This is a genomic window from Paenibacillus sp. BR1-192 (assembly GCF_029542445.1).
Lineage (GTDB): Bacteria > Bacillota > Bacilli > Paenibacillales > Paenibacillaceae > Paenibacillus_AQ > Paenibacillus_AQ lautus_A.
Map to the genome: position 1 here is coordinate 2,649,490 of NZ_CP120718.1, position 17,161 is coordinate 2,666,650.

The following is a 17,161-nucleotide window of genomic DNA, read 5'->3' on the forward strand; positions in this document are numbered from 1 at the left end:
GCCTAGCGTAGCGTATTGGCGTTAGCGAAGGAACAAAGGCTCGAGGATAACCAGAAGCGTTGATCCGACCATGGCAATCAGCATGAGATAGATCACAATTCGAAACCACTTTTTACGTTGCATTGTGTAACTCCTTTAGAATAAGTTTAATGATGAACATACATGCAGCAGCATCATTTAGTTTAGATATGGATATACAGACATTGTATCGTATCTGCGAAAGAGAGGGAAGTCCAGTGATCTCAGAAGAGCGTATCATTCAAGAGTTTATGGAACTGGTTCAAGTGGATAGCGAAACCAAACATGAAGAAGAGATCTCGAAAGTTCTCCAGCATAAATTTTCAGGTCTCGGCTTCGAAATCATAGAAGACGATGCCAAGGAAAAGACGGGGCACGGAGCAGGCAATCTGATTATTACCTGGAAAGCGGACGAGGCGGCCCAGCATGCGCCTAAGCTGCTTTTTACCTGCCATATGGATACCGTAACACCCGGGAAAGGCATCAAACCGACTCTAGGCGATGACGGTTGGATCCGAAGCGACGGAACGACCATCCTCGGGGCGGACGACAAAGCCGGCATCGCCGCTTTGCTGGAAGGCATTCGGGTCATTCAGGAAAATAACATTCCGCACGGGCAAGTCCAGTTTGTCATTACGGTAGGCGAAGAATCAGGGCTGGTCGGAGCGCGGGCGTTGAATCCCGATGTTTTGGATGCGGATATCGGCTTTGCGCTGGACTCCAACGGGGAGTTAGGTTCGATCGCGGTTGCCGCCCCGACCCAGGCGAAGATCAAAATGATCATTAAAGGCAAGTCTGCCCATGCCGGCGTAAATCCGGAGGACGGCATCAGTGCCATTCAAGTCGCGTCCAAAGCCATTGCCAAAATGAAGCTCGGACGCATCGATAAGGAGACCACGGCTAACATCGGCAAATTCCAGGGCGGAGGCGCTACGAATATCGTGTGCGACTTTGTTCAGATCGATGCCGAAGCACGCAGCATCGTTCAGGAAAAGGTCGATAAGCAAGTGAACGATATGCGTGAAGCGCTCGAAACCACGGTTCGTGAATACAATGCCAATTGCGAGTTCATTAGCGAGATCGTTTATCCGGCCTTCAGTTTCAATGAGCATGACGAGGTCGTCCAGCTTGCGCAGCGAGCCATCGGCGGATTGGGTTTGCCGACCCGTACGTTCCGGTCCGGCGGCGGCAGTGACGCCAATATTTTTAACGGCCTCGGCATTCCAACCGTCAATCTGGCGATTGGATATCAAGACATTCATACCACGCAGGAGCGCATTCAAGCTTCTGATTTGGTAAAGGCTGCGCAGATCGTGGTTGGAATTATCCAGGAAACGGCCAAAGCGTAGTCGATGATGAGGATCAAATAAAGCCCGTTGCGGATGCTCGATGTCCGCTGCGGGCTTTTTGATTCAGCTAATTCAGGAATGACATCGTCGGGGAGGTCTCCACCCTTTTTTGGGCAGGCGTCCAGGTGGTATGCCAGTTCGTGCTCTCGACAACATGCAATGCGGCATTAATGTTGTCGAGGTATAACTCGATTTCCTTCCTTGCCGATGCAGAGGAATAGCTCTCCTCAAGACGGGCGGAAAGGGAGATCAACGCGGACTGCAAATAACAAGCGGCTTCGCCGAAGCGAGCCTCCGTATGCCCGGGAGAAGCGAGTCTGAGCTGCTCAAGCATGGATGCGGCCTCGTCATAATTACCCAGATCATACAAATGCTCAGCCGCTATGAAACATACCTTGAAGCTGTAGCTGTCTTGATCCTGGAGAGGCAGCGCTTCCAATTGATGCAACTTTGAAATTGCCTGTCCCTTGTAGCCTTCCTCATAAAGAAAACAGATAAGAGCATAATAAGCACGTTCGCCGCTATCGGCAAGCAGATGTTCGGCGATGGAGATCATGTTGAGCGATATGGCGGTGCGAGCTAATTCCAAAGCCTCCGACATGGCGATGAATCGGTCAGGCAGTGAATGTTGGACGCTCCACTCGCAGAGCTGCCGGATTCGGCTTAGCTGAGCCATCTCGGATCCTTGCGGACGCGGCAGTTCCCGCGGCTCACGGGTGGAATCCCGAAGGTAACTGTCTATGAACTGCATGGCTTCAGAGGTTTGACCCGTCATGATGAGGCAAGTCACGTACATGATACAGGTATCGGAATATAAACTTCCCTGCTCAGCAAAGCAGCGGGAGGCAAACGGGTAAGCCCCGATATAATATAAAGACCTGCCAACCATGATATTGGATGCCGGAAAGCTGCTTGTTTCGTCCAAAAGCCGTTCGCATATGGTTTGATCCGGGACTCCTTGCAGAAGCAGGAGTGCGGCCCATTGATTCAGCGCCTCTTGGGCGTGGGCACCGGAATGAAGCGCGACGGTTCTGAAAGCCTCCTCGGCCTTGCCGTAGGAACGCATTCGCATGCTTAATAGCCCGTACTCAAGCCAGCTTAAATCGACTTCCTTCCATCCCGAGCTCGTCGTATCGGTTGTTGCGGATTGTGCAGCATCCTTGAAGCTTTTCAGAGCCTTTTCAAGATACCCGCGTTTTTTGTACCATTTTCCGCGCTCATATTCAGTTGAAGGTGGATTTGTAATCGGATCGGTTTCAATAATAGGTAGTTGTCGCATGTCGAAGCCTCCCAATGATATATAACACCCTAATAGGCGAAAAGGTCATGGTCCGTATTCGAAAAAAATAGAAAAAAGTCGAAAAACAGGTCTAAGGAACTAATTTTTCGATCTATTTTCGTAAATATTTTTAGAAGACTTAGAAATAATATCCATAATCATCGTTTCCGATCCCCATTGCTGCTGCCATTGCTTCAGCATAATCCGGATCTGCCAGGCCTGTCCTACCAAATGTATCGAATGGTCACCTTTGTAGCTTTTCATGGGCGGCTTCCTTCTTTCTTGGAAATTTTGATATAATACACCTTATGCACTAGCATGGTCCGCCATGCCGTTTTTAAACAAAGGAGGTCATTTTGTGAGCGATATCGGCAGTAAGACCCGTGAAGCATCGGATAAATTGCTGGAAGAAACCACCTTGTCCACCCAATCTATTTTTGAAGGGAAAATCATATCGCTGCAGGTCGATACGGTGACACTGCCCGATGGGCAGACGGCAACCCGTGAGGTTGTCAGGCATCCCGGCGCCGTAGCGGTGCTTGCGTTAAAAGACGATAAAATGCTGGCCGTCAATCAATTTCGTCAGCCTCTTGGGCGCTGTGAGGTTGAAATCCCTGCCGGCAAGCTGGAGCGGGGGGAAGATCCGCTTGAAGCGGCCAAGCGTGAACTGCAGGAGGAAACCGGTTATACGTGCGGCTCGATCCGAAAACTGCATTCCTTCTATACATCTCCGGGGTTTGCCGATGAGATCATTCACTTGTACCTGGCAGAGGATCTGGTCGGAGGCGACATGAACCCCGATGAGGACGAGTTCATAGAGATGATGGAAATCTCGCTGGAAGAGGCGTACTCCCTTATCCAAGAGGAGAGAATCAGCGATGCCAAGACCATTCTCGCCGTCTATGCTTGGAATATGTACAGCTTGACGGGCAAGATCTGATATGCAGCATCCTGATGAGAACGTCTCGGCCGGGAAGCTTCAGTCCTATTACTGCGACATGCATATTCATATCGGTCGCACAAGCAGCGGACAAGCTGTGAAAATAAGCGCAAGCAACAACCTGACCTTTGAAAATATAGCCGTCGAAGCTTCGGAGCGGAAAGGCATTCAGATGATCGGCATCATCGATTGCCATTCTCCTTCGGTGCAGGAAGACATTCTGCAGTGTTTGGACAGCGGCGTCATGCAGGAGATCGACGGGGGCGGAATTGCGTATCGGGATACGGTAATCCTGCTTGGCAGCGAGATTGAAATACGTGAAAGCGGCCGAGGCGCGGCCCATGTGCTGGTTTATTTTCCCGACCTGGGCACGATGCGGGAGTTTACCGGCTGGATGGCGGGATATATGAAAAACGTCCAGCTGAGTTCCCAGCGCATCTATGTCAGTCCGCTGGAGCTGCAGCAAGAGATTACGGCACGCGGCGGGCTGCTGATACCCGCTCATGTCTTTACGCCTCATAAGGGGCTTTACGGCAGCATGGCTGACCGTATGAGCGAGGTGTTCGATCTGAACGGGATCGCGGGCATCGAACTTGGACTCAGCGCCGATTCCTCGATGGCAGGACGGATTAGCGAGCTGGATGCCTATTCCTTTTTGACCAATTCGGATGCGCATTCCCTCGGGAAGATCGGCAGGGAATACAACCGGATCGACATGGCCAAGCCTTCATTCGCAGAATTTCGGCAGGCGCTTCAGGCTAGCAACGGGAGGAGAATCAGTGCGAACTATGGGCTGAATCCCAGACTGGGAAAATACCATCGTACCTACTGCGTGGGATGCGACAGCATTCTGGATGAAGGGAGCGACATTCATGATTTGGTGCGATGCCCGTACTGTGGCAGTACCAAGCTGGTTCAAGGGGTGTTCGACCGAATTTTGAACATCGCTGACCGTACGGAGCCCGTGGTGCCGGAGAGCCGACCTTCGTATCACTACCAGGTTCCGCTAGAGTTCATCCCGGGTCTAGGGAAGTCCTCCATGTCGAAGCTGCTTGACGCCTTCGGCACCGAAATGAATATCCTTCATCAAGCTACGGAAGCGGAGCTGGCGGCCGTTGCCGGCGAGGGACTCGCGGCAAGCATCGTGATGGCCCGGAATGGGACGCTGCCCTTATCGGCTGGCGGCGGAGGCTCTTACGGGAAGGTGCTCCGGTAAATCGGGTCAACTCTTTCAACCAAGCAGGTCATACAAAGCTGACGATTGTCATAGAGTAGAGTAGAGACACAGAAAGGAGACTCTATTCTATGCAATCATTCCGCCAAGCCTTTAAGGATCAGACGATGCTCTATGTGTTTGTAGGCGTCTTGTTTTTAGTGGGCGTGCTGTTTGGAGCGTTGATGGTCAATGCGCTTTCATTGGAGCAGCAGCAGGATATGGCCCGCTATTTAAACCACTTTTTTGTTAACGTGCAGGACGGTGGAGAATCCATGAGTCAGTCTTCTTACTGGAGCATCGCAGCCCTGCATCTGAAATGGATCGGTTTGATATGGATTCTGGGATTGTCCGTCATCGGGCTCCCGGGAATATTGATATTGGATTTTCTAAAAGGGGTTCTCATCGGGTTTACGGTTGGTTATCTGGTGGGACAGTATTCATGGAAAGGTCTGCTGTTCGCCTTGGTCTCGATTGCGCCGCAAAATTTGCTTATCATACCGGTGCTTATGATGTGCAGCGTAGCTGCCATCACCTTCTCGCTCTACATTATCAGGGACCGATTTATCATGAATCGCGGAGGCAGCATGATGAAGCCTTTTGCTTCGTATGCCATGCTGACATTTTTCATGGTCATGCTGACGCTCGGGGTCGCTTCCTTTGAAACCTGGGTAACCCCCGCCATGATGCGCTGGGTTACGCCCATGTTGCTATAATCCGCGAATTTTTCCATAAAGCAAAACCGTTTGACTTTGTTTGTCAAATCCCCCTATAATGAAGGAAGTGAACAATAACGTGCAGTGATTTCCAAGGGGGAGGGAAACGATGGAAGCGCGGATCGACAAAATTAAGCAGCAGCTACAATCCCAAGGATACAAATTAACGCCCCAACGGGAAGCCACGGTAAGCGTATTGTTGGAAAATGAAGACGACCACCTTAGCGCAGAGGATGTATTTATGCTCGTGAAAGAGAAGGCTCCGGAGATCGGTCTGGCAACCGTGTACCGTACCCTAGAGCTGCTCAGTGAGCTTCATGTTGTAGAGAAGATAAATTTTGGCGATGGTGTCGCCCGTTACGACTTGCGGACGGATACTTCGAAACATCACCATCATCATTTGATATGTACTCAATGTGGAAGCATGGATGAAATACGCGAGGATTGGCTCGGTCCGTTGGAAGAGCGGTTAGAGCGAGAATTCAACTTTACCGTTCATGACCATCGGCTTGATTTCCATGGCATATGCTACCGTTGCAAAGAGAAGGGCAAGAATGACCAGGACAAATCCTAATTTTATATCTTTCAACAAACCGCAGTGATGATCATCACGGCAGCCCTCTACGGCGGTAAGCCGGGAGGGCTTTTTAGATAATTAACTATATTAGGCGGTTCATGCACGCTTATCGTATCGTTCACTTTTAAGCACAAATTATACTTTTACATCATCCAAGTACGTCGATTAGACGTTTTTTTTATTCTTCAGAATAACCGCCGGGCCCAATGGCTGATCGGAGATAAGAGGGATGCCGTCATAATCCTGCAGCTTGTATCATAGGCTTTACGTGAAATGATACCTGCAATACCCGCTTTCAATTGAGCGATCGATGCCATGTGAAAGAGAGGCGCTGCCAGTGATTATATCTATTCGAAAAATAGGCTCACTGATCCGTTTTATTTCGATGTTTGCCGTGTTGACCATGTTTTTTTACTTCGTGCTGGGATGGGTAGGCGATTGGCTAACGCCAGTGGATCCTTACCGTGCGCCTTCGGGACAAGCGGTAAAGGCTTTTCAGCCGGAGAGCACCATGGACTCCCGTTATTCGCCGGCCGAGCGTCTCCGGTTGTATTACTGGTACGGAGAGTGATCGTGCTTGCAAAGGGCCGCGGGAATAGGAGCAAAAGATCATGAAACCATATCTGGACGAATATGTACAATACCTGGAGGACGAGAAGGGACTGTCCCGAAGCACGATAGCATCGTATCGGGCCGACCTTCAAGGATTCCTAGCATTTGCAGCTGAAAGGGAGGTCACCCATCCGCGGGAGGTGAATCGAACGCTGCTCGGGCTGTATGTGGGAAGGTTGAGGCAGCAGGGGAAGGCGGCATCGAGCCTGCTTCGATGCACGGCTTCCCTGCGTTCCTTTTTTCAGTATTTGGTGCGTCAAGCCGTTATTGTACAGGATCCGACTCAGCTGCTGGATAATCCGAAACCGGAACGGAAGCCGCCGAAGTCGCTAACCGTGGAGCAGGTGGACAAGCTGCTGTCGGCTCCGGATTCCGGTACCCCGCAGGGCGCCAGGGACAAAGCGATGCTTGAGCTGCTGTACGCTTCGGGCATCAAGGTCTCGGAATTGGTGAATCTGTCCATCCATGACATCCATTTGGAGATGCGCTTTTTACGCTGCGCGGTTTCCGGTGGGAAGGAGCGTATTCTGCCGATCACCCCCATTGCAGCCGAGAGCGTTGCATTTTATGTGCGAGATATGCGGGACAAGCTGATGCGGGATGCCGGGGAAGACGCGTTATTCCTGAATTCGCTGGGAACGCGCTTGACACGGCAGGGTTTTTGGAAAATTATTAAAAAGTATGGCAAGCTTGCCGATATTGACGAGGACATCACGCCGCATACCCTTCGGCATTCGTTTGCTATGCATTTGCTGGGGAACGGCGCGGACTTGCGTTCGGTTCAGGAGATGCTGGGACACTCGGCATTGTCCACAACCGGCATGTATCAATCTGCCAAGAAAAGCATGAAGGAAGTATACGATCATTATCATCCGAGATCATAGGGCGGACTTACCGGCTCTGGAATCTACAATTTATCATCAGAATAGGAGAGGTATGAATATGAGTTCAGTCCATCAGCAAAGCATTAAGGAAGCAGCAGCATACATACGAGGGCAGAATGGCGTCCAGCCCGAGGTCGGCCTGATTTTGGGTTCGGGGCTCGGCGTGTTGGCGGAATTGATTGAGAATCCGGTTTCGATCGCTTACACGGACATTCCTCATTTTCCCTTATCGACGGTGGAAGGACATGAAGGCGAACTGCTGCTGGGCACGATCCACGACCGGCCTGTCGTCCTGATGAAGGGCCGCTTCCACATGTACGAAGGCTACGGCCCGGAAGTGACGGCTTTTCCGGTACGCGTCATGAAGGAGCTTGGCGTAAAGAGCCTGCTTGTTACCAATGCGGCCGGCGGCATCAACACGTCCTTCGAGCCGGGCGACCTCATGCTGATCTCCGATCATCTGAACATGACAGGAACCAACCCGTTAATCGGGCCTAACGATCCGGCGCTTGGCGTACGCTTTCCGGACATGTCCCAGGCTTACAGCCGTCAACTTCGCCAATTGGCAAAAGAAGTCGCCGTGGGTCAGGGCATCGTGCTGAGAGAAGGCGTTTACGCAGGTTTGCTGGGACCGACTTATGAAACGCCGGCCGAGATTGTCATGCTGCGCACGCTCGGTGCGGACGCGGTAGGCATGTCCACCGTGTCCGAGGTCATTGTAGCAAGGCATGCGGGGCTTGAGGTGCTGGGCATCTCCTGCATCAGCAACATGGCTGCGGGCATACTGGATCAGCCGCTATCCCATGACGAAGTGATGGAAACAGCGGAGAAGGTCCGTGAGAAATTCCTGGCGCTCGTTATGGCCATCATTCCCAAGATGTAATGGTTGTTAGCATGAGGCTGGGCTTTTCGCAGATTTACATCTGCAAGAAGCCCAGCCTCTTTGTTATGTCCTTTTAGAGAATGGCAACAATTTTCCGTAAAATACTGGAATAATTTGTTTTCAACCTGACGACAATGAATAGCAGACCCGCGTACAGCGGGATGCCATTACGAATGTCAGGAGGGGACGGAAGTGAAAAAAGCGTTAATCGCTGGATTTCTGGTTCTAGCCGTGGGATTATCCAGTGCAGCTGTACCAAGTTATGCGGAAGAAAATAGCAAACCCGGCGGAGGATCATCTCAAGAGGAGCTGGCGCCAAGTGCCCGTTCCGCTATATTGCTGGATGCGGATACCGGAACCATTATTTACGAGAAAAACAGCCATGATAAGCTGCCTCCGGCCAGCATCACCAAGGTAATGACGATGCTGCTTACGATGGAAGCCATCGATGAAGGACAATTGAAGTGGACCGATAAGGTGCGCACCAGCGAATATGCGGCATCCATGGGCGGATCCCAGATTTTTCTTGAGCCCGGCGAGGAAATGACCGTGGACGAGATGCTCAAAGGCATTGCCATGGCATCGGGCAATGATGCTTCCGTTGCGATGGCGGAGAAGATTGCCGGCTCGGAAGAAGGCTTCGTGAAAATGATGAACGAGAAAGCGGCGGAGCTCGGAATGAAAGATACGCATTTCGTGAACTGCAACGGACTTCCTGCAGAGAATCATTATACATCGGCCCATGACATAGCGGTCATGAGCAGGGAATTGCTGAAATACGACCAGATCACCAAATATACCGGCGCTTATCAGGATTACTTGCGCAAAGATTCGGAGAAACCCTTCTGGCTGGTCAATACGAACAAGCTGGTGCGGTTCTACACGGGCGCGGACGGATTGAAAACCGGGTATACGTCCGAAGCCAAGTTCTGTTTATCGGCAACGGCCAAACGGGACGGGCTGCGCGCTGTAGCGGTTGTCATGGGGGCTCCGGACACCAAGACGCGGAACAATGAAGTGTCGCGCATGTTTGATTATGCCTTTTCCCAATACACGATGCACTCCATCTATAAGCCTGGCGAAGTGCTCGGTATCGTGAAGGTGCAAAAGGGCAACGTGCCCGAGATCTCGATTCAAGCGGAAAAAGACTACAGCGTGCTTGTCAAGAAAGGCGTAAAGAATCCGGACATCCGTCATGAGATTCAGTTGGATCCGAACGTGAAGGCACCGGTAGCCGCAGGACAAGTCATCGGCAAGCTGTCTGTCTATCAGGGGGAACAGCTCGTGAAGGAGTTCGAGCTGACGTCGCCTGTCGAGGTGGAAAAGGCAGGATTCTGGAAGCTGTTCAAACGGACAACCGGCAAGTTGTTTCATGTAGATTAATGGGAGTTTTCTTCTAGTTTTGTCGTGATGCAGGAATGTCTTTTTCGAATGTAGAAATCCTTGTTCATGTCAGGGAGGAGAGTGAACAAACATGAATCTGCATGTTGATATGGAGCATCACAGGCATGTTCTGATCGTCCGTCTGTCCGGCGAGCTGGATCATCATACGGCCGATCATGTCCGGATGCAGCTGGATGAAGCCATTCAGAGACGTCAAACAGAGCACTTGGTGCTGAGCTTAAAAGACTTGGATTTTATGGACAGCTCAGGGCTGGGAGTCATTCTGGGACGCTATAAATTCATCAAGCAAAAGGGCGGAAAGATGGCGGTGTGCGATGTCAAGCCGCAGGTTTACCGCTTGCTTGACATGTCGGGGCTGTTCAAAATCATGCCGATATACGAGAACGAGGGCACGGCACTCTCGGGTCTGGAGGTAGTGTCATGAGTGAAGGAAGAGCACAGCATAATTTTATGTCGCTGCAGTTTGCCGCTAAGTCGGAAAACGAATCCTTTGCCCGTGTCGCCGTGGCTGCATTCATCTCCCAGATGGATCCCAACATGGATGAGCTGAACGATCTGAAAACGGTGGTTTCCGAGGCCGTCACGAACAGCATCATCCATGGTTACGACAGCGACCCGGAAGGGGTCGTCAAGATTGAAGCCTCGATTGACGGGGATATGATCACGCTGCGCATCGAAGATTCCGGCCACGGGATCGAAGATTTGGAGATGGCGAAGCAGCCGCTGTATACCTCGAAGCCGGAGCTGGAACGATCCGGCATGGGATTCACCATCATGGAAAATTTCATGGACGAATTCGAAGTGGTCAGCGAACCAGGCAGCGGTACGTCGATCAAAATGAAAAAGAGGATCGAATCTAAGAAAGCTTTATATAATTAGGGGTTGGACAAATGGATGCCGATGTGAAGAAAACTTCGCAGACTTATTTGGACGACGCGGAGGTCAAACGACTCATTGCACTTAGCCAAAGCGGGGATAATGTCGCCCGGGACACGCTCGTCAACTGTAATATTCGTCTTGTCTGGTCTGTCGTTCAACGGTTTATGAACCGGGGGTATGAGCCGGATGATCTGTTTCAGATCGGCTGTATCGGTCTCCTCAAATCCGTGGACAAGTTCGATCTCAGTTATGACGTAAAGTTCTCTACCTATGCCGTACCGATGATTATCGGTGAAATTCAGCGTTTCTTAAGGGACGACGGGACTCTGAAGGTCAGCCGTTCGCTTAAGGAGATGGCCAACAAAGTCAGGAAGAAGCGGGACGAGCTGTCCAAGCAGCTCGATCGTCTTCCCACGGTGAAAGAGGTTGCCGAAGAGCTGGGGGTAACGCCCGAGGAAGTGGTGTTTGCCCAGGAGGCGAACAAACCGCCAACCTCGATTCATGAGACCGTATTTGAAAATGACGGGGATCCCATCACGCTAATGGATCAGATTGCCGATGATTCGCAGGAACGATGGTTTGACAAGCTGGCCTTGAACGAAGCGATAGGGGGCTTGACCGAACGGGAGCGGCTCATTGTATATCTAAGGTACTACCGGGATCAGACGCAGTCGGAAGTTGCCACCCGGCTGGGTATATCCCAGGTGCAGGTATCGCGGCTCGAGAAAAAAATATTGCAGAGCATTCGAAACGAGATCGCGCAGTAGCGGGATCTATACCGTATCCTAAAGCCTGCACAAAGAAAGCGCCGTCCTTCTGGGACGGCGCTTTCTTGCGGAAATAAGACTTAGCCACTTCAGCGTCTTCCACCTTTATCTCACTTGACGAACTTTCCCTAAAGAGGGCCTGTCTTCTAAGTGAGATGTCGATGGTTGATTAGCTTGTTTTTGTGTATAACGGCCCTGGCCGGTCCGGCGATTAAAGAAAGTATGGTAAATCCGAGTAGAAACGATGGCAATTTCCCATACTAACGGTAATTTAGCAGTAAAGGAGTGTTTCGGATGAAGGTTAATCCCACTCCGACGGTGTTTCTGCAGCTGCGGAGCCGAATACGGCTGCCGAGAGACCAGACCGTCAAACTAGGTGATGTCGCCTTCATAGTCTGTGAGCCCGAATGGGAGAAACGGCTCAGAGCCCTGCCGTTGACTCAGCCGAAGGATATCGACGGCAACCGTCTTGTCATGGATCTGATTCAAATCATTCCGAAGATACAAGGGTTGATTCCGGGCGCCCATATTGAACCGATGGGTAACCATCATACCCTGGTGGAGCTTGTCGGCCCGGACAGCAAACGATCCCGACTTTGGTTCCCGCTTATTTGGCTGCTCTTGTTTTTCGGTTCTGCGCTCACCATCATGAACTTTCATGCAGACGTCAACATGCTTGAGGTCCAGATCCGGATTGTCGAAATGGTGACGGGAAAACGAGATGAGCATCCCTATTTGTTCCAGATCGCTTACTCTCTGGGGCTCGGATTCGGCATGACGGTGTTCTTCAATCATTTGTTCAAGAAAAAATGGAATGAAGAACCGACCCCGCTGGAGGTGGAAATGTACCTCTATCAGGAAAATCTGGATCAGTTCGTGGTTGCCGAGGAATACCGGAAAATGAACGCCAGTGCCGATACGACGGGGGAAAAACCATGATGTTGTCCATTCTGCAAGGGGTATTTACCTGTGTTCTCGGCGTTGCCGGAGGCATCGCCGTCGGCGGCGGCGTGATTGCGCTCATCATCGTGCTGGACATCATACCGAGATTGTCCCAGTTGACGGCGACTTACAGCCGGGTGCATTGGTACGAAGGAGCATTGATAACGGGATCCTTCATTGGCACGGTGGCCGATTTCTGGAGATGGTCCGTTCCTTTGGGACCGGTCGTGAGTACCATAATCGGACTGATGTGCGGAATATTTATCGGCATGCTGGCAGCCGCACTGACGGAAGTATTGAATGTCTTGCCGATTCTGGCCAAGCGGCTCCGGCTGAAGGGGTATCTGTTTGGTCTTCTGATGGCCATGGTGGCAGGCAAGGTAGCGGGTTCCCTGTTCGACTGGTTTGTTTACAGCAAGTGACAGTTATGGCTAGGAGGTAGGTTATGGACGAGAAAACAACGCATGGCGGCGAACTGGAGGCCGGGATTCCGATCATTCCTCCATCGGAGATCAAAGCGCTGGAGGAAGAAGCGCTGAAGGAGAAGAGGGAGGCGGAAACCTCCGACAGCACCAAGGAATCCGTTATTTATTGGCAGCAAACGGACGATGTTCCCGCGAAGCTGAGCGTACTGAAAGAAACGCTTAAGGAAGTGATCGGCCTTGGTGTTTCGTTTGACGTGGTATTCCGCGAGATGAACTTTGCCGGCAGAAATGCGGGGCTTCTCTTTCTAAACGGGTTCACCAACGATGTCGTGGTGACGGAAATTTTGACAAGATTGACGTACCTGACGCCAGACGACGTTAACAACCACGCGCTTTCCGAAATCATGAACCGCTATATTCCCCATGTACAGGTGGAGCGGGACACCAGGCTCAGCAAGGTGATTGACGAGGTTCTGTCAGGCCTATGCGCGCTGTTCATCGAGGATGCGCATTCCGCCATCATCCTGGACACCCGGAAATATCCCGTACGGGGACTCGAAGAGCCGGCTGTCGAACGCGTTGTTCGAGGCGCCAGGGACGGGTTTACGGAGACGCTGGTGACGAACGTTAACCTCGTGCGGAGACGGGTTCGTGATCCGGGACTGCATGTGGAGATCATCAAGGTGGGAAGGCGTACGAGAACGGACGTCAGTTTGGTCTTCATCGATGACGTAGCCGACCGTACCCAGGTAGAAGCCATCCGGAAGAAAATCCAGGAAATCGATTTGGAGGGGCTCCCTCTTGGCGACAAGCAGCTGGAGGAAGCGATTGTAAACAAGGGCTGGCACCCCTATCCGCTGGTCCGTTATTCGGAGCGTCCGGACGTGGTCTCTTCCCATCTGCTGGAAGGTCGGATCGTCATTATGGTGGATACTTCGCCGAGTGTGATGATCATGCCGACCACCTTCCTGGATCTCTGTCAGCATGCGGAAGAGAATCGCCAGACCCCGTTTATGGGGACCTATCTTCGCTGGATACGATTTATAGGCATTTTTGCTTCCATGTTCCTGCTCCCTTTGTGGATGCTGCTGGTTGTACATCCTGAATTGAAGCCGCCGGGACTCGATATCATCGGTCCGCAGGAGAATGCGAAAATCCCCATTATTCTGCAGTTTCTGATCGTGGAATTCGGCGTGGATTTGCTCCGTTTGGCCGCGGTTCATACACCGACGCCGCTCGCATCGGCAATGGGCTTGATCGCTGCGATTTTGATCGGCGATATTGCCGTTAAAACCGGATTGTTTGTCAACGAGGTTGTCTTGTATATGGCGGTTGCCTCCATAGGGATGTTTGCGACTCCAAGCTATGAGCTGGGGCTGGCGAACCGGATGGTCAGGCTGGTCCTGCTGCTTGTCACAGCCTTGTTCGGGGTGAAGGGTTTTGTCATCGGGACGACGCTTCTAATTCTGCTTCTGACGACCCACCGTTCCTATAACTCGTCTTATTTATGGCCGTTTATACCATTTAGTGCAAAAGCGATGGGCGAAATTTTATTCCGCAAACCGCTGCTTCTGTCAAGAAGACGCCCGGCTCTCAACAAAACGCGTGACAACACGAAAATGGGCCCGGAAATGAATCCGAGGGGCGAGCACTAACAATAACACAAATGTTGTGTTGAAAAATCCATTTTGATTACCTTCCGTTGTCTGCTATACTGTGAACAATTATTCGATTACCCTATTTTTGAAACAATGGATCGGAGGAATTGTAAGCATGTTTTTACACGGTACAAGCAAGATTAACGATCAGGGGCATTTGGAAATCGGCGGGTGTGACACATCCGATTTGAAAGCTCAATATGGAACACCACTATATATCGTAGACGAGCAGTCGGTTCGCAACCGCTGCCGGGAATACATCGAGGCCTTTAAGGCTTCCGGTTTGAAGTTCCAAGTCGCGTATGCAAGCAAGGCGTTCTGCGTTATGGCCATGTGCCGATTGGCCGACGAGGAAGGCATGTCGCTCGACGTTGTTTCCGACGGAGAGCTGTACACGGCGCTTCAGGCCGGATTCCCGGCGGATCGGATTCATTTCCACGGAAATAATAAGACGCCGGAAGAGATCGAGATGGCGCTGGATGCCGAAATCGGCTGTTTCGTTGTCGATAACGTGATCGAACTGCATATGCTGCAGGCCATCGCTGCCGAGAAGAACCGCAAGGTCAACATTTTGCTTCGCGTGACACCGGGCGTCGAGGCGCATACGCATGAATATATCTCGACAGGACAAACCGATTCCAAGTTCGGCTTTGATATCGGCAACGGCTCTGCGTACGAAGCGGTGCAGCTTGCGGAAGCACAGGCGAATATTCATCTCATGGGCATTCATTCCCACATCGGTTCCCAGATTTTTGAGGTGGAAGGCTTCCAGATGGCTGTTCAGCGCGTAGCTGAATTTGCAGCTTCCGTAAAAGAAGACCTGGGCGTCGTGTTCAAGGTCGTGAACCTGGGCGGCGGATTCGGTATCCGCTACGTGGATGGAGATACGCCGCTTCAAGTATCCCAATATGTAAAAGCGATTACGGATGCGGTAAAGAACCATTTTGCGGGCCTTGGTTCCGAGCTTCCTGAAATTTGGGTGGAACCGGGTCGGAGCATCGTCGGTGACGCAGGTACCACGCTCTACACGGTGGGAACCAGCAAGGATATTCCCGGAGTGCGCAAATATGTTGCCGTCGACGGCGGCATGACGGACAATCCGCGTCCGGCGCTCTACGAGTCGAAATACGAAGCGCTGCTTGCAAACCGGGCTAAAGAAGAGCCGGAAGAAACGGTATCCATTGCCGGCAAGTGCTGCGAGAGCGGAGACATGCTGATTTGGGACCTGGAGCTTCCGAAGGTTGAAACGGGCGATCTGCTGGCGGTGTCCTGCACGGGCGCATACAACTATTCCATGGCCAGCAACTACAACCGGATCCGCAAGCCTGCGGTCGTATTCGTGAAGGATGGGCAAAGCAACCTGGTCGTTCGCCGCGAATCGCTTGCCGATATCATCAGCAACGATGTCGTGCCGGCGGGTGTAACAAAAGAAACCGTTACGAGTTGATAAGACGCCAATGTCTCTGGATAGGAAGAGCCCGCCATAGCCTTCGGCTGCGGTCAGGGCTCTTCGTCCTGCCTTCCGTTGGATATCATCGCGAGGACGGGGACAAGTTCGTTTTGCTTCGAAGCTCAATTCATAGTAAACTATAACTTGCATTGTAAAAAAATCGATAAAAGCGTTTGAGATAACGGAAGGAGATACACACATATGGCAAAAAAAGCGAAGATCACCTTGGAAAACGGCAAAGAGGTTGTGCTCGACCTGTTCGAGAACGATGCACCGAACACGGTAGCTAATTTTGAGAAATTGGCCAACTCCGGCTTCTATAACGGTCTGGTATTTCACCGCGTAATTCCTGGATTCGTCGCTCAAGGCGGATGTCCGCAGGGAACGGGGACCGGCGGACCGGGTTATACCATTAATTGCGAGATCAATCCTAACAAGCACGAGCGCGGAAGCTTGGCCATGGCGCATGCCGGCCGGAACACCGGCGGAAGTCAGTTCTACGTGTGCTACGAGCCGCAGCCTCATTTGGACGGACAACATACCGTATTTGGCAAAGTCGTTGAAGGCATGGAGTATGTGGATGCATTCAAAGGCCGCGACAAAATGGAAAAAGTAGAAGTGTACGAAGCATAATACATTCAGCTTCATGCAAAAACAGGCTCACCCTCAGAGGTGAGCCTGTTTTTTATGGCCGCGGCAAAGGGCGGATTACGCAGGGGCTGGGAACAATCGGCGGAGTTCTTCGGGGACGGGCCGGCTTTTACGTGAGGTTACATCCATCGCCACGCTGGTAACGATGGCATCCGCGCAAAGCTCATGCTGTTCGTTGTATATCCGCTGGGCCATGACGTAACTCGTGCGGCCCATGGATTCGGGTTCCGTCACGACGGTCAGCCGTTCGCCTTGGCCGCACTCCTTGCGGTAATTGATATTAATATTGACGGTGACGGTCTGGACCCCGAGCCGTTTCAGCACATCATACCGCAGATCTCCCGCTTCGTACCATTCCTCCCGACCCCACTCCAGGTATTCGAGGTATTTTGCATTGTTTACATGTCCGTTGACGTCGATCTCCGTGGGACGGACGATAATGTCCAGCGAAGTTTTCATCGTGGCTCGCTCCTTTTCAACTGCTACTTATCTCCTTGCTACCCTACTTAACTGT

Annotated in this window: 21 protein-coding genes; 17 read left to right on the plus strand and 4 right to left on the minus strand. The window is 51.7% G+C overall.

Translation table 11 applies throughout. The features are described 5' to 3' along the window. Nucleotides 1–21: 21 nt before the first annotated feature. Nucleotides 22–123, minus strand: a complete 102-nt coding sequence (gene prli42, locus P0X86_RS11680) for a stressosome-associated protein Prli42 (protein WP_015734477.1) — start codon at nt 121–123, stop codon at nt 22–24. A gap of 113 nt (nt 124–236) precedes the next feature. Between prli42 and P0X86_RS11685 the strand changes: the two genes are divergently transcribed. Further along, on the plus strand, nt 237–1,367 hold the full coding sequence (locus tag P0X86_RS11685; RefSeq protein WP_090910956.1) for a tripeptidase T: 1,131 nt from the start codon (nt 237–239) through the stop codon (nt 1,365–1,367). Between the two features lie 67 nt (nt 1,368–1,434). Here the strand turns inward: P0X86_RS11685 and P0X86_RS11690 are convergent, their stop codons facing one another. Continuing rightward, complete coding sequence (locus tag P0X86_RS11690) at nt 1,435–2,646, minus strand: tetratricopeptide repeat protein (RefSeq protein ID WP_277748554.1); 1,212 nt, start codon at nt 2,644–2,646, stop codon at nt 1,435–1,437. A gap of 99 nt (nt 2,647–2,745) precedes the next feature. Beyond that, entirely contained in the window at nt 2,746–2,910 is a 165-nt protein-coding gene (gene mciZ / locus P0X86_RS11695; RefSeq protein ID WP_096773248.1) for a Z-ring formation inhibitor MciZ, read from the minus strand. Nucleotides 2,911–3,004: 94 nt separating this feature from the next. On the opposite strand from mciZ, the gene P0X86_RS11700 reads away from it, so the two are divergent. From P0X86_RS11700 to P0X86_RS11775, 16 genes are all read left to right on the plus strand, one after another. Next, nucleotides 3,005–3,586, plus strand: coding sequence for an NUDIX domain-containing protein (locus tag P0X86_RS11700; protein WP_009595101.1), 582 nt, complete (start codon nt 3,005–3,007; stop codon nt 3,584–3,586). Between the two features lies 1 nt (nt 3,587). After that, nucleotides 3,588–4,802 carry an endonuclease Q family protein gene (locus P0X86_RS11705; protein ID WP_277748555.1) on the plus strand — a complete coding sequence of 405 codons (1,215 nt, stop codon included), beginning with the start codon at nt 3,588–3,590 and terminating at the stop codon, nt 4,800–4,802. Between the two features lie 89 nt (nt 4,803–4,891). Continuing rightward, complete coding sequence (spoIIM, locus tag P0X86_RS11710) at nt 4,892–5,515, plus strand: stage II sporulation protein M (protein ID WP_096773250.1); 624 nt, start codon at nt 4,892–4,894, stop codon at nt 5,513–5,515. Nucleotides 5,516–5,624: 109 nt separating this feature from the next. Next, complete coding sequence (gene fur / locus P0X86_RS11715; RefSeq protein WP_006209405.1) at nt 5,625–6,089, plus strand: ferric iron uptake transcriptional regulator; 465 nt, start codon at nt 5,625–5,627, stop codon at nt 6,087–6,089. 340 nt (nt 6,090–6,429) lie between these two features. After that, on the plus strand, nt 6,430–6,663 hold the full coding sequence (locus P0X86_RS11720) for a YqzK family protein (RefSeq protein WP_009595237.1): 234 nt from the start codon (nt 6,430–6,432) through the stop codon (nt 6,661–6,663). Between the two features lie 40 nt (nt 6,664–6,703). Then, nucleotides 6,704–7,588, plus strand: a complete 885-nt coding sequence (locus P0X86_RS11725) for a site-specific tyrosine recombinase (protein ID WP_145035528.1) — start codon at nt 6,704–6,706, stop codon at nt 7,586–7,588. A 58-nt stretch (nt 7,589–7,646) separates the two neighbouring features. Beyond that, nucleotides 7,647–8,471, plus strand: a complete 825-nt coding sequence (locus P0X86_RS11730) for a purine-nucleoside phosphorylase (protein ID WP_192572488.1) — start codon at nt 7,647–7,649, stop codon at nt 8,469–8,471. A 192-nt stretch (nt 8,472–8,663) separates the two neighbouring features. Continuing rightward, complete coding sequence (locus P0X86_RS11735; RefSeq protein WP_096773253.1) at nt 8,664–9,854, plus strand: D-alanyl-D-alanine carboxypeptidase family protein; 1,191 nt, start codon at nt 8,664–8,666, stop codon at nt 9,852–9,854. Nucleotides 9,855–9,945: 91 nt separating this feature from the next. After that, the gene (gene spoIIAA, locus P0X86_RS11740; RefSeq protein ID WP_009595152.1) at nt 9,946–10,299 is read left to right on the plus strand and encodes an anti-sigma F factor antagonist; all 354 of its coding nucleotides are present in this window, start codon (nt 9,946–9,948) and stop codon (nt 10,297–10,299) included. Continuing rightward, on the plus strand, nt 10,296–10,754 hold the full coding sequence (gene spoIIAB / locus P0X86_RS11745) for an anti-sigma F factor (protein WP_090910947.1): 459 nt from the start codon (nt 10,296–10,298) through the stop codon (nt 10,752–10,754). Before spoIIAA ends, spoIIAB begins: the two co-directional genes overlap by 4 nt. 11 nt (nt 10,755–10,765) lie before the next feature. Continuing rightward, nucleotides 10,766–11,521, plus strand: a complete 756-nt coding sequence (gene sigF, locus P0X86_RS11750) for an RNA polymerase sporulation sigma factor SigF (RefSeq protein WP_009595135.1) — start codon at nt 10,766–10,768, stop codon at nt 11,519–11,521. 294 nt (nt 11,522–11,815) lie between these two features. Then, entirely contained in the window at nt 11,816–12,460 is a 645-nt protein-coding gene (locus P0X86_RS11755) for a stage V sporulation protein AA (RefSeq protein WP_015734486.1), read from the plus strand. Beyond that, the gene (locus P0X86_RS11760) at nt 12,457–12,885 is read left to right on the plus strand and encodes a stage V sporulation protein AB (protein WP_192572487.1); all 429 of its coding nucleotides are present in this window, start codon (nt 12,457–12,459) and stop codon (nt 12,883–12,885) included. The genes P0X86_RS11755 and P0X86_RS11760 overlap by 4 nt, the downstream gene beginning before the upstream one ends. Before the next feature lie 23 nt (nt 12,886–12,908). Continuing rightward, nucleotides 12,909–14,543 (plus strand): spore germination protein, encoded by a 1,635-nt coding sequence (locus P0X86_RS11765; protein ID WP_192572486.1) that lies wholly within the window; start codon nt 12,909–12,911, stop codon nt 14,541–14,543. A 118-nt stretch (nt 14,544–14,661) separates the two neighbouring features. After that, a complete protein-coding gene (gene lysA / locus P0X86_RS11770) occupies nt 14,662–15,993 on the plus strand; it encodes a diaminopimelate decarboxylase (protein ID WP_192572485.1) in 1,332 nt (443 codons plus the stop codon). Between the two features lie 204 nt (nt 15,994–16,197). Then, nucleotides 16,198–16,629: a peptidylprolyl isomerase gene (locus tag P0X86_RS11775; protein ID WP_009595227.1), complete on the plus strand. Its 432-nt coding sequence runs from the start codon at nt 16,198–16,200 to the stop codon at nt 16,627–16,629. A 75-nt stretch (nt 16,630–16,704) separates the two neighbouring features. Here the strand turns inward: P0X86_RS11775 and P0X86_RS11780 are convergent, their stop codons facing one another. Further along, entirely contained in the window at nt 16,705–17,106 is a 402-nt protein-coding gene (locus P0X86_RS11780; RefSeq protein WP_192572484.1) for an acyl-CoA thioesterase, read from the minus strand. Nucleotides 17,107–17,161 lie beyond the last annotated feature (55 nt).

What these genes read in the sequence shown, in the direction of transcription:
- prli42 (WP_015734477.1), bottom strand. Translation starts at nt 123, where the DNA reads ATGCAACGTAAAAAGTGGTTTCGAATTGTGATCTATCTCATGCTGATT.
- P0X86_RS11690 (WP_277748554.1), bottom strand. Translation starts at nt 2,646, where the DNA reads ATGCGACAACTACCTATTATTGAAACCGATCCGATTACAAATCCACCT.
- mciZ (WP_096773248.1), bottom strand. Translation starts at nt 2,910, where the DNA reads ATGAAAAGCTACAAAGGTGACCATTCGATACATTTGGTAGGACAGGCC.
- P0X86_RS11705 (WP_277748555.1), top strand. Translation starts at nt 3,588, where the DNA reads ATGCAGCATCCTGATGAGAACGTCTCGGCCGGGAAGCTTCAGTCCTAT.
- spoIIM (WP_096773250.1), top strand. Translation starts at nt 4,892, where the DNA reads ATGCAATCATTCCGCCAAGCCTTTAAGGATCAGACGATGCTCTATGTG.
- fur (WP_006209405.1), top strand. Translation starts at nt 5,625, where the DNA reads ATGGAAGCGCGGATCGACAAAATTAAGCAGCAGCTACAATCCCAAGGA.
- P0X86_RS11725 (WP_145035528.1), top strand. Translation starts at nt 6,704, where the DNA reads ATGAAACCATATCTGGACGAATATGTACAATACCTGGAGGACGAGAAG.
- P0X86_RS11730 (WP_192572488.1), top strand. Translation starts at nt 7,647, where the DNA reads ATGAGTTCAGTCCATCAGCAAAGCATTAAGGAAGCAGCAGCATACATA.
- spoIIAA (WP_009595152.1), top strand. Translation starts at nt 9,946, where the DNA reads ATGAATCTGCATGTTGATATGGAGCATCACAGGCATGTTCTGATCGTC.
- spoIIAB (WP_090910947.1), top strand. Translation starts at nt 10,296, where the DNA reads ATGAGTGAAGGAAGAGCACAGCATAATTTTATGTCGCTGCAGTTTGCC.
- sigF (WP_009595135.1), top strand. Translation starts at nt 10,766, where the DNA reads ATGGATGCCGATGTGAAGAAAACTTCGCAGACTTATTTGGACGACGCG.
- P0X86_RS11755 (WP_015734486.1), top strand. Translation starts at nt 11,816, where the DNA reads ATGAAGGTTAATCCCACTCCGACGGTGTTTCTGCAGCTGCGGAGCCGA.
- P0X86_RS11760 (WP_192572487.1), top strand. Translation starts at nt 12,457, where the DNA reads ATGATGTTGTCCATTCTGCAAGGGGTATTTACCTGTGTTCTCGGCGTT.
- P0X86_RS11765 (WP_192572486.1), top strand. Translation starts at nt 12,909, where the DNA reads ATGGACGAGAAAACAACGCATGGCGGCGAACTGGAGGCCGGGATTCCG.
- lysA (WP_192572485.1), top strand. Translation starts at nt 14,662, where the DNA reads ATGTTTTTACACGGTACAAGCAAGATTAACGATCAGGGGCATTTGGAA.
- P0X86_RS11775 (WP_009595227.1), top strand. Translation starts at nt 16,198, where the DNA reads ATGGCAAAAAAAGCGAAGATCACCTTGGAAAACGGCAAAGAGGTTGTG.
- P0X86_RS11780 (WP_192572484.1), bottom strand. Translation starts at nt 17,106, where the DNA reads ATGAAAACTTCGCTGGACATTATCGTCCGTCCCACGGAGATCGACGTC.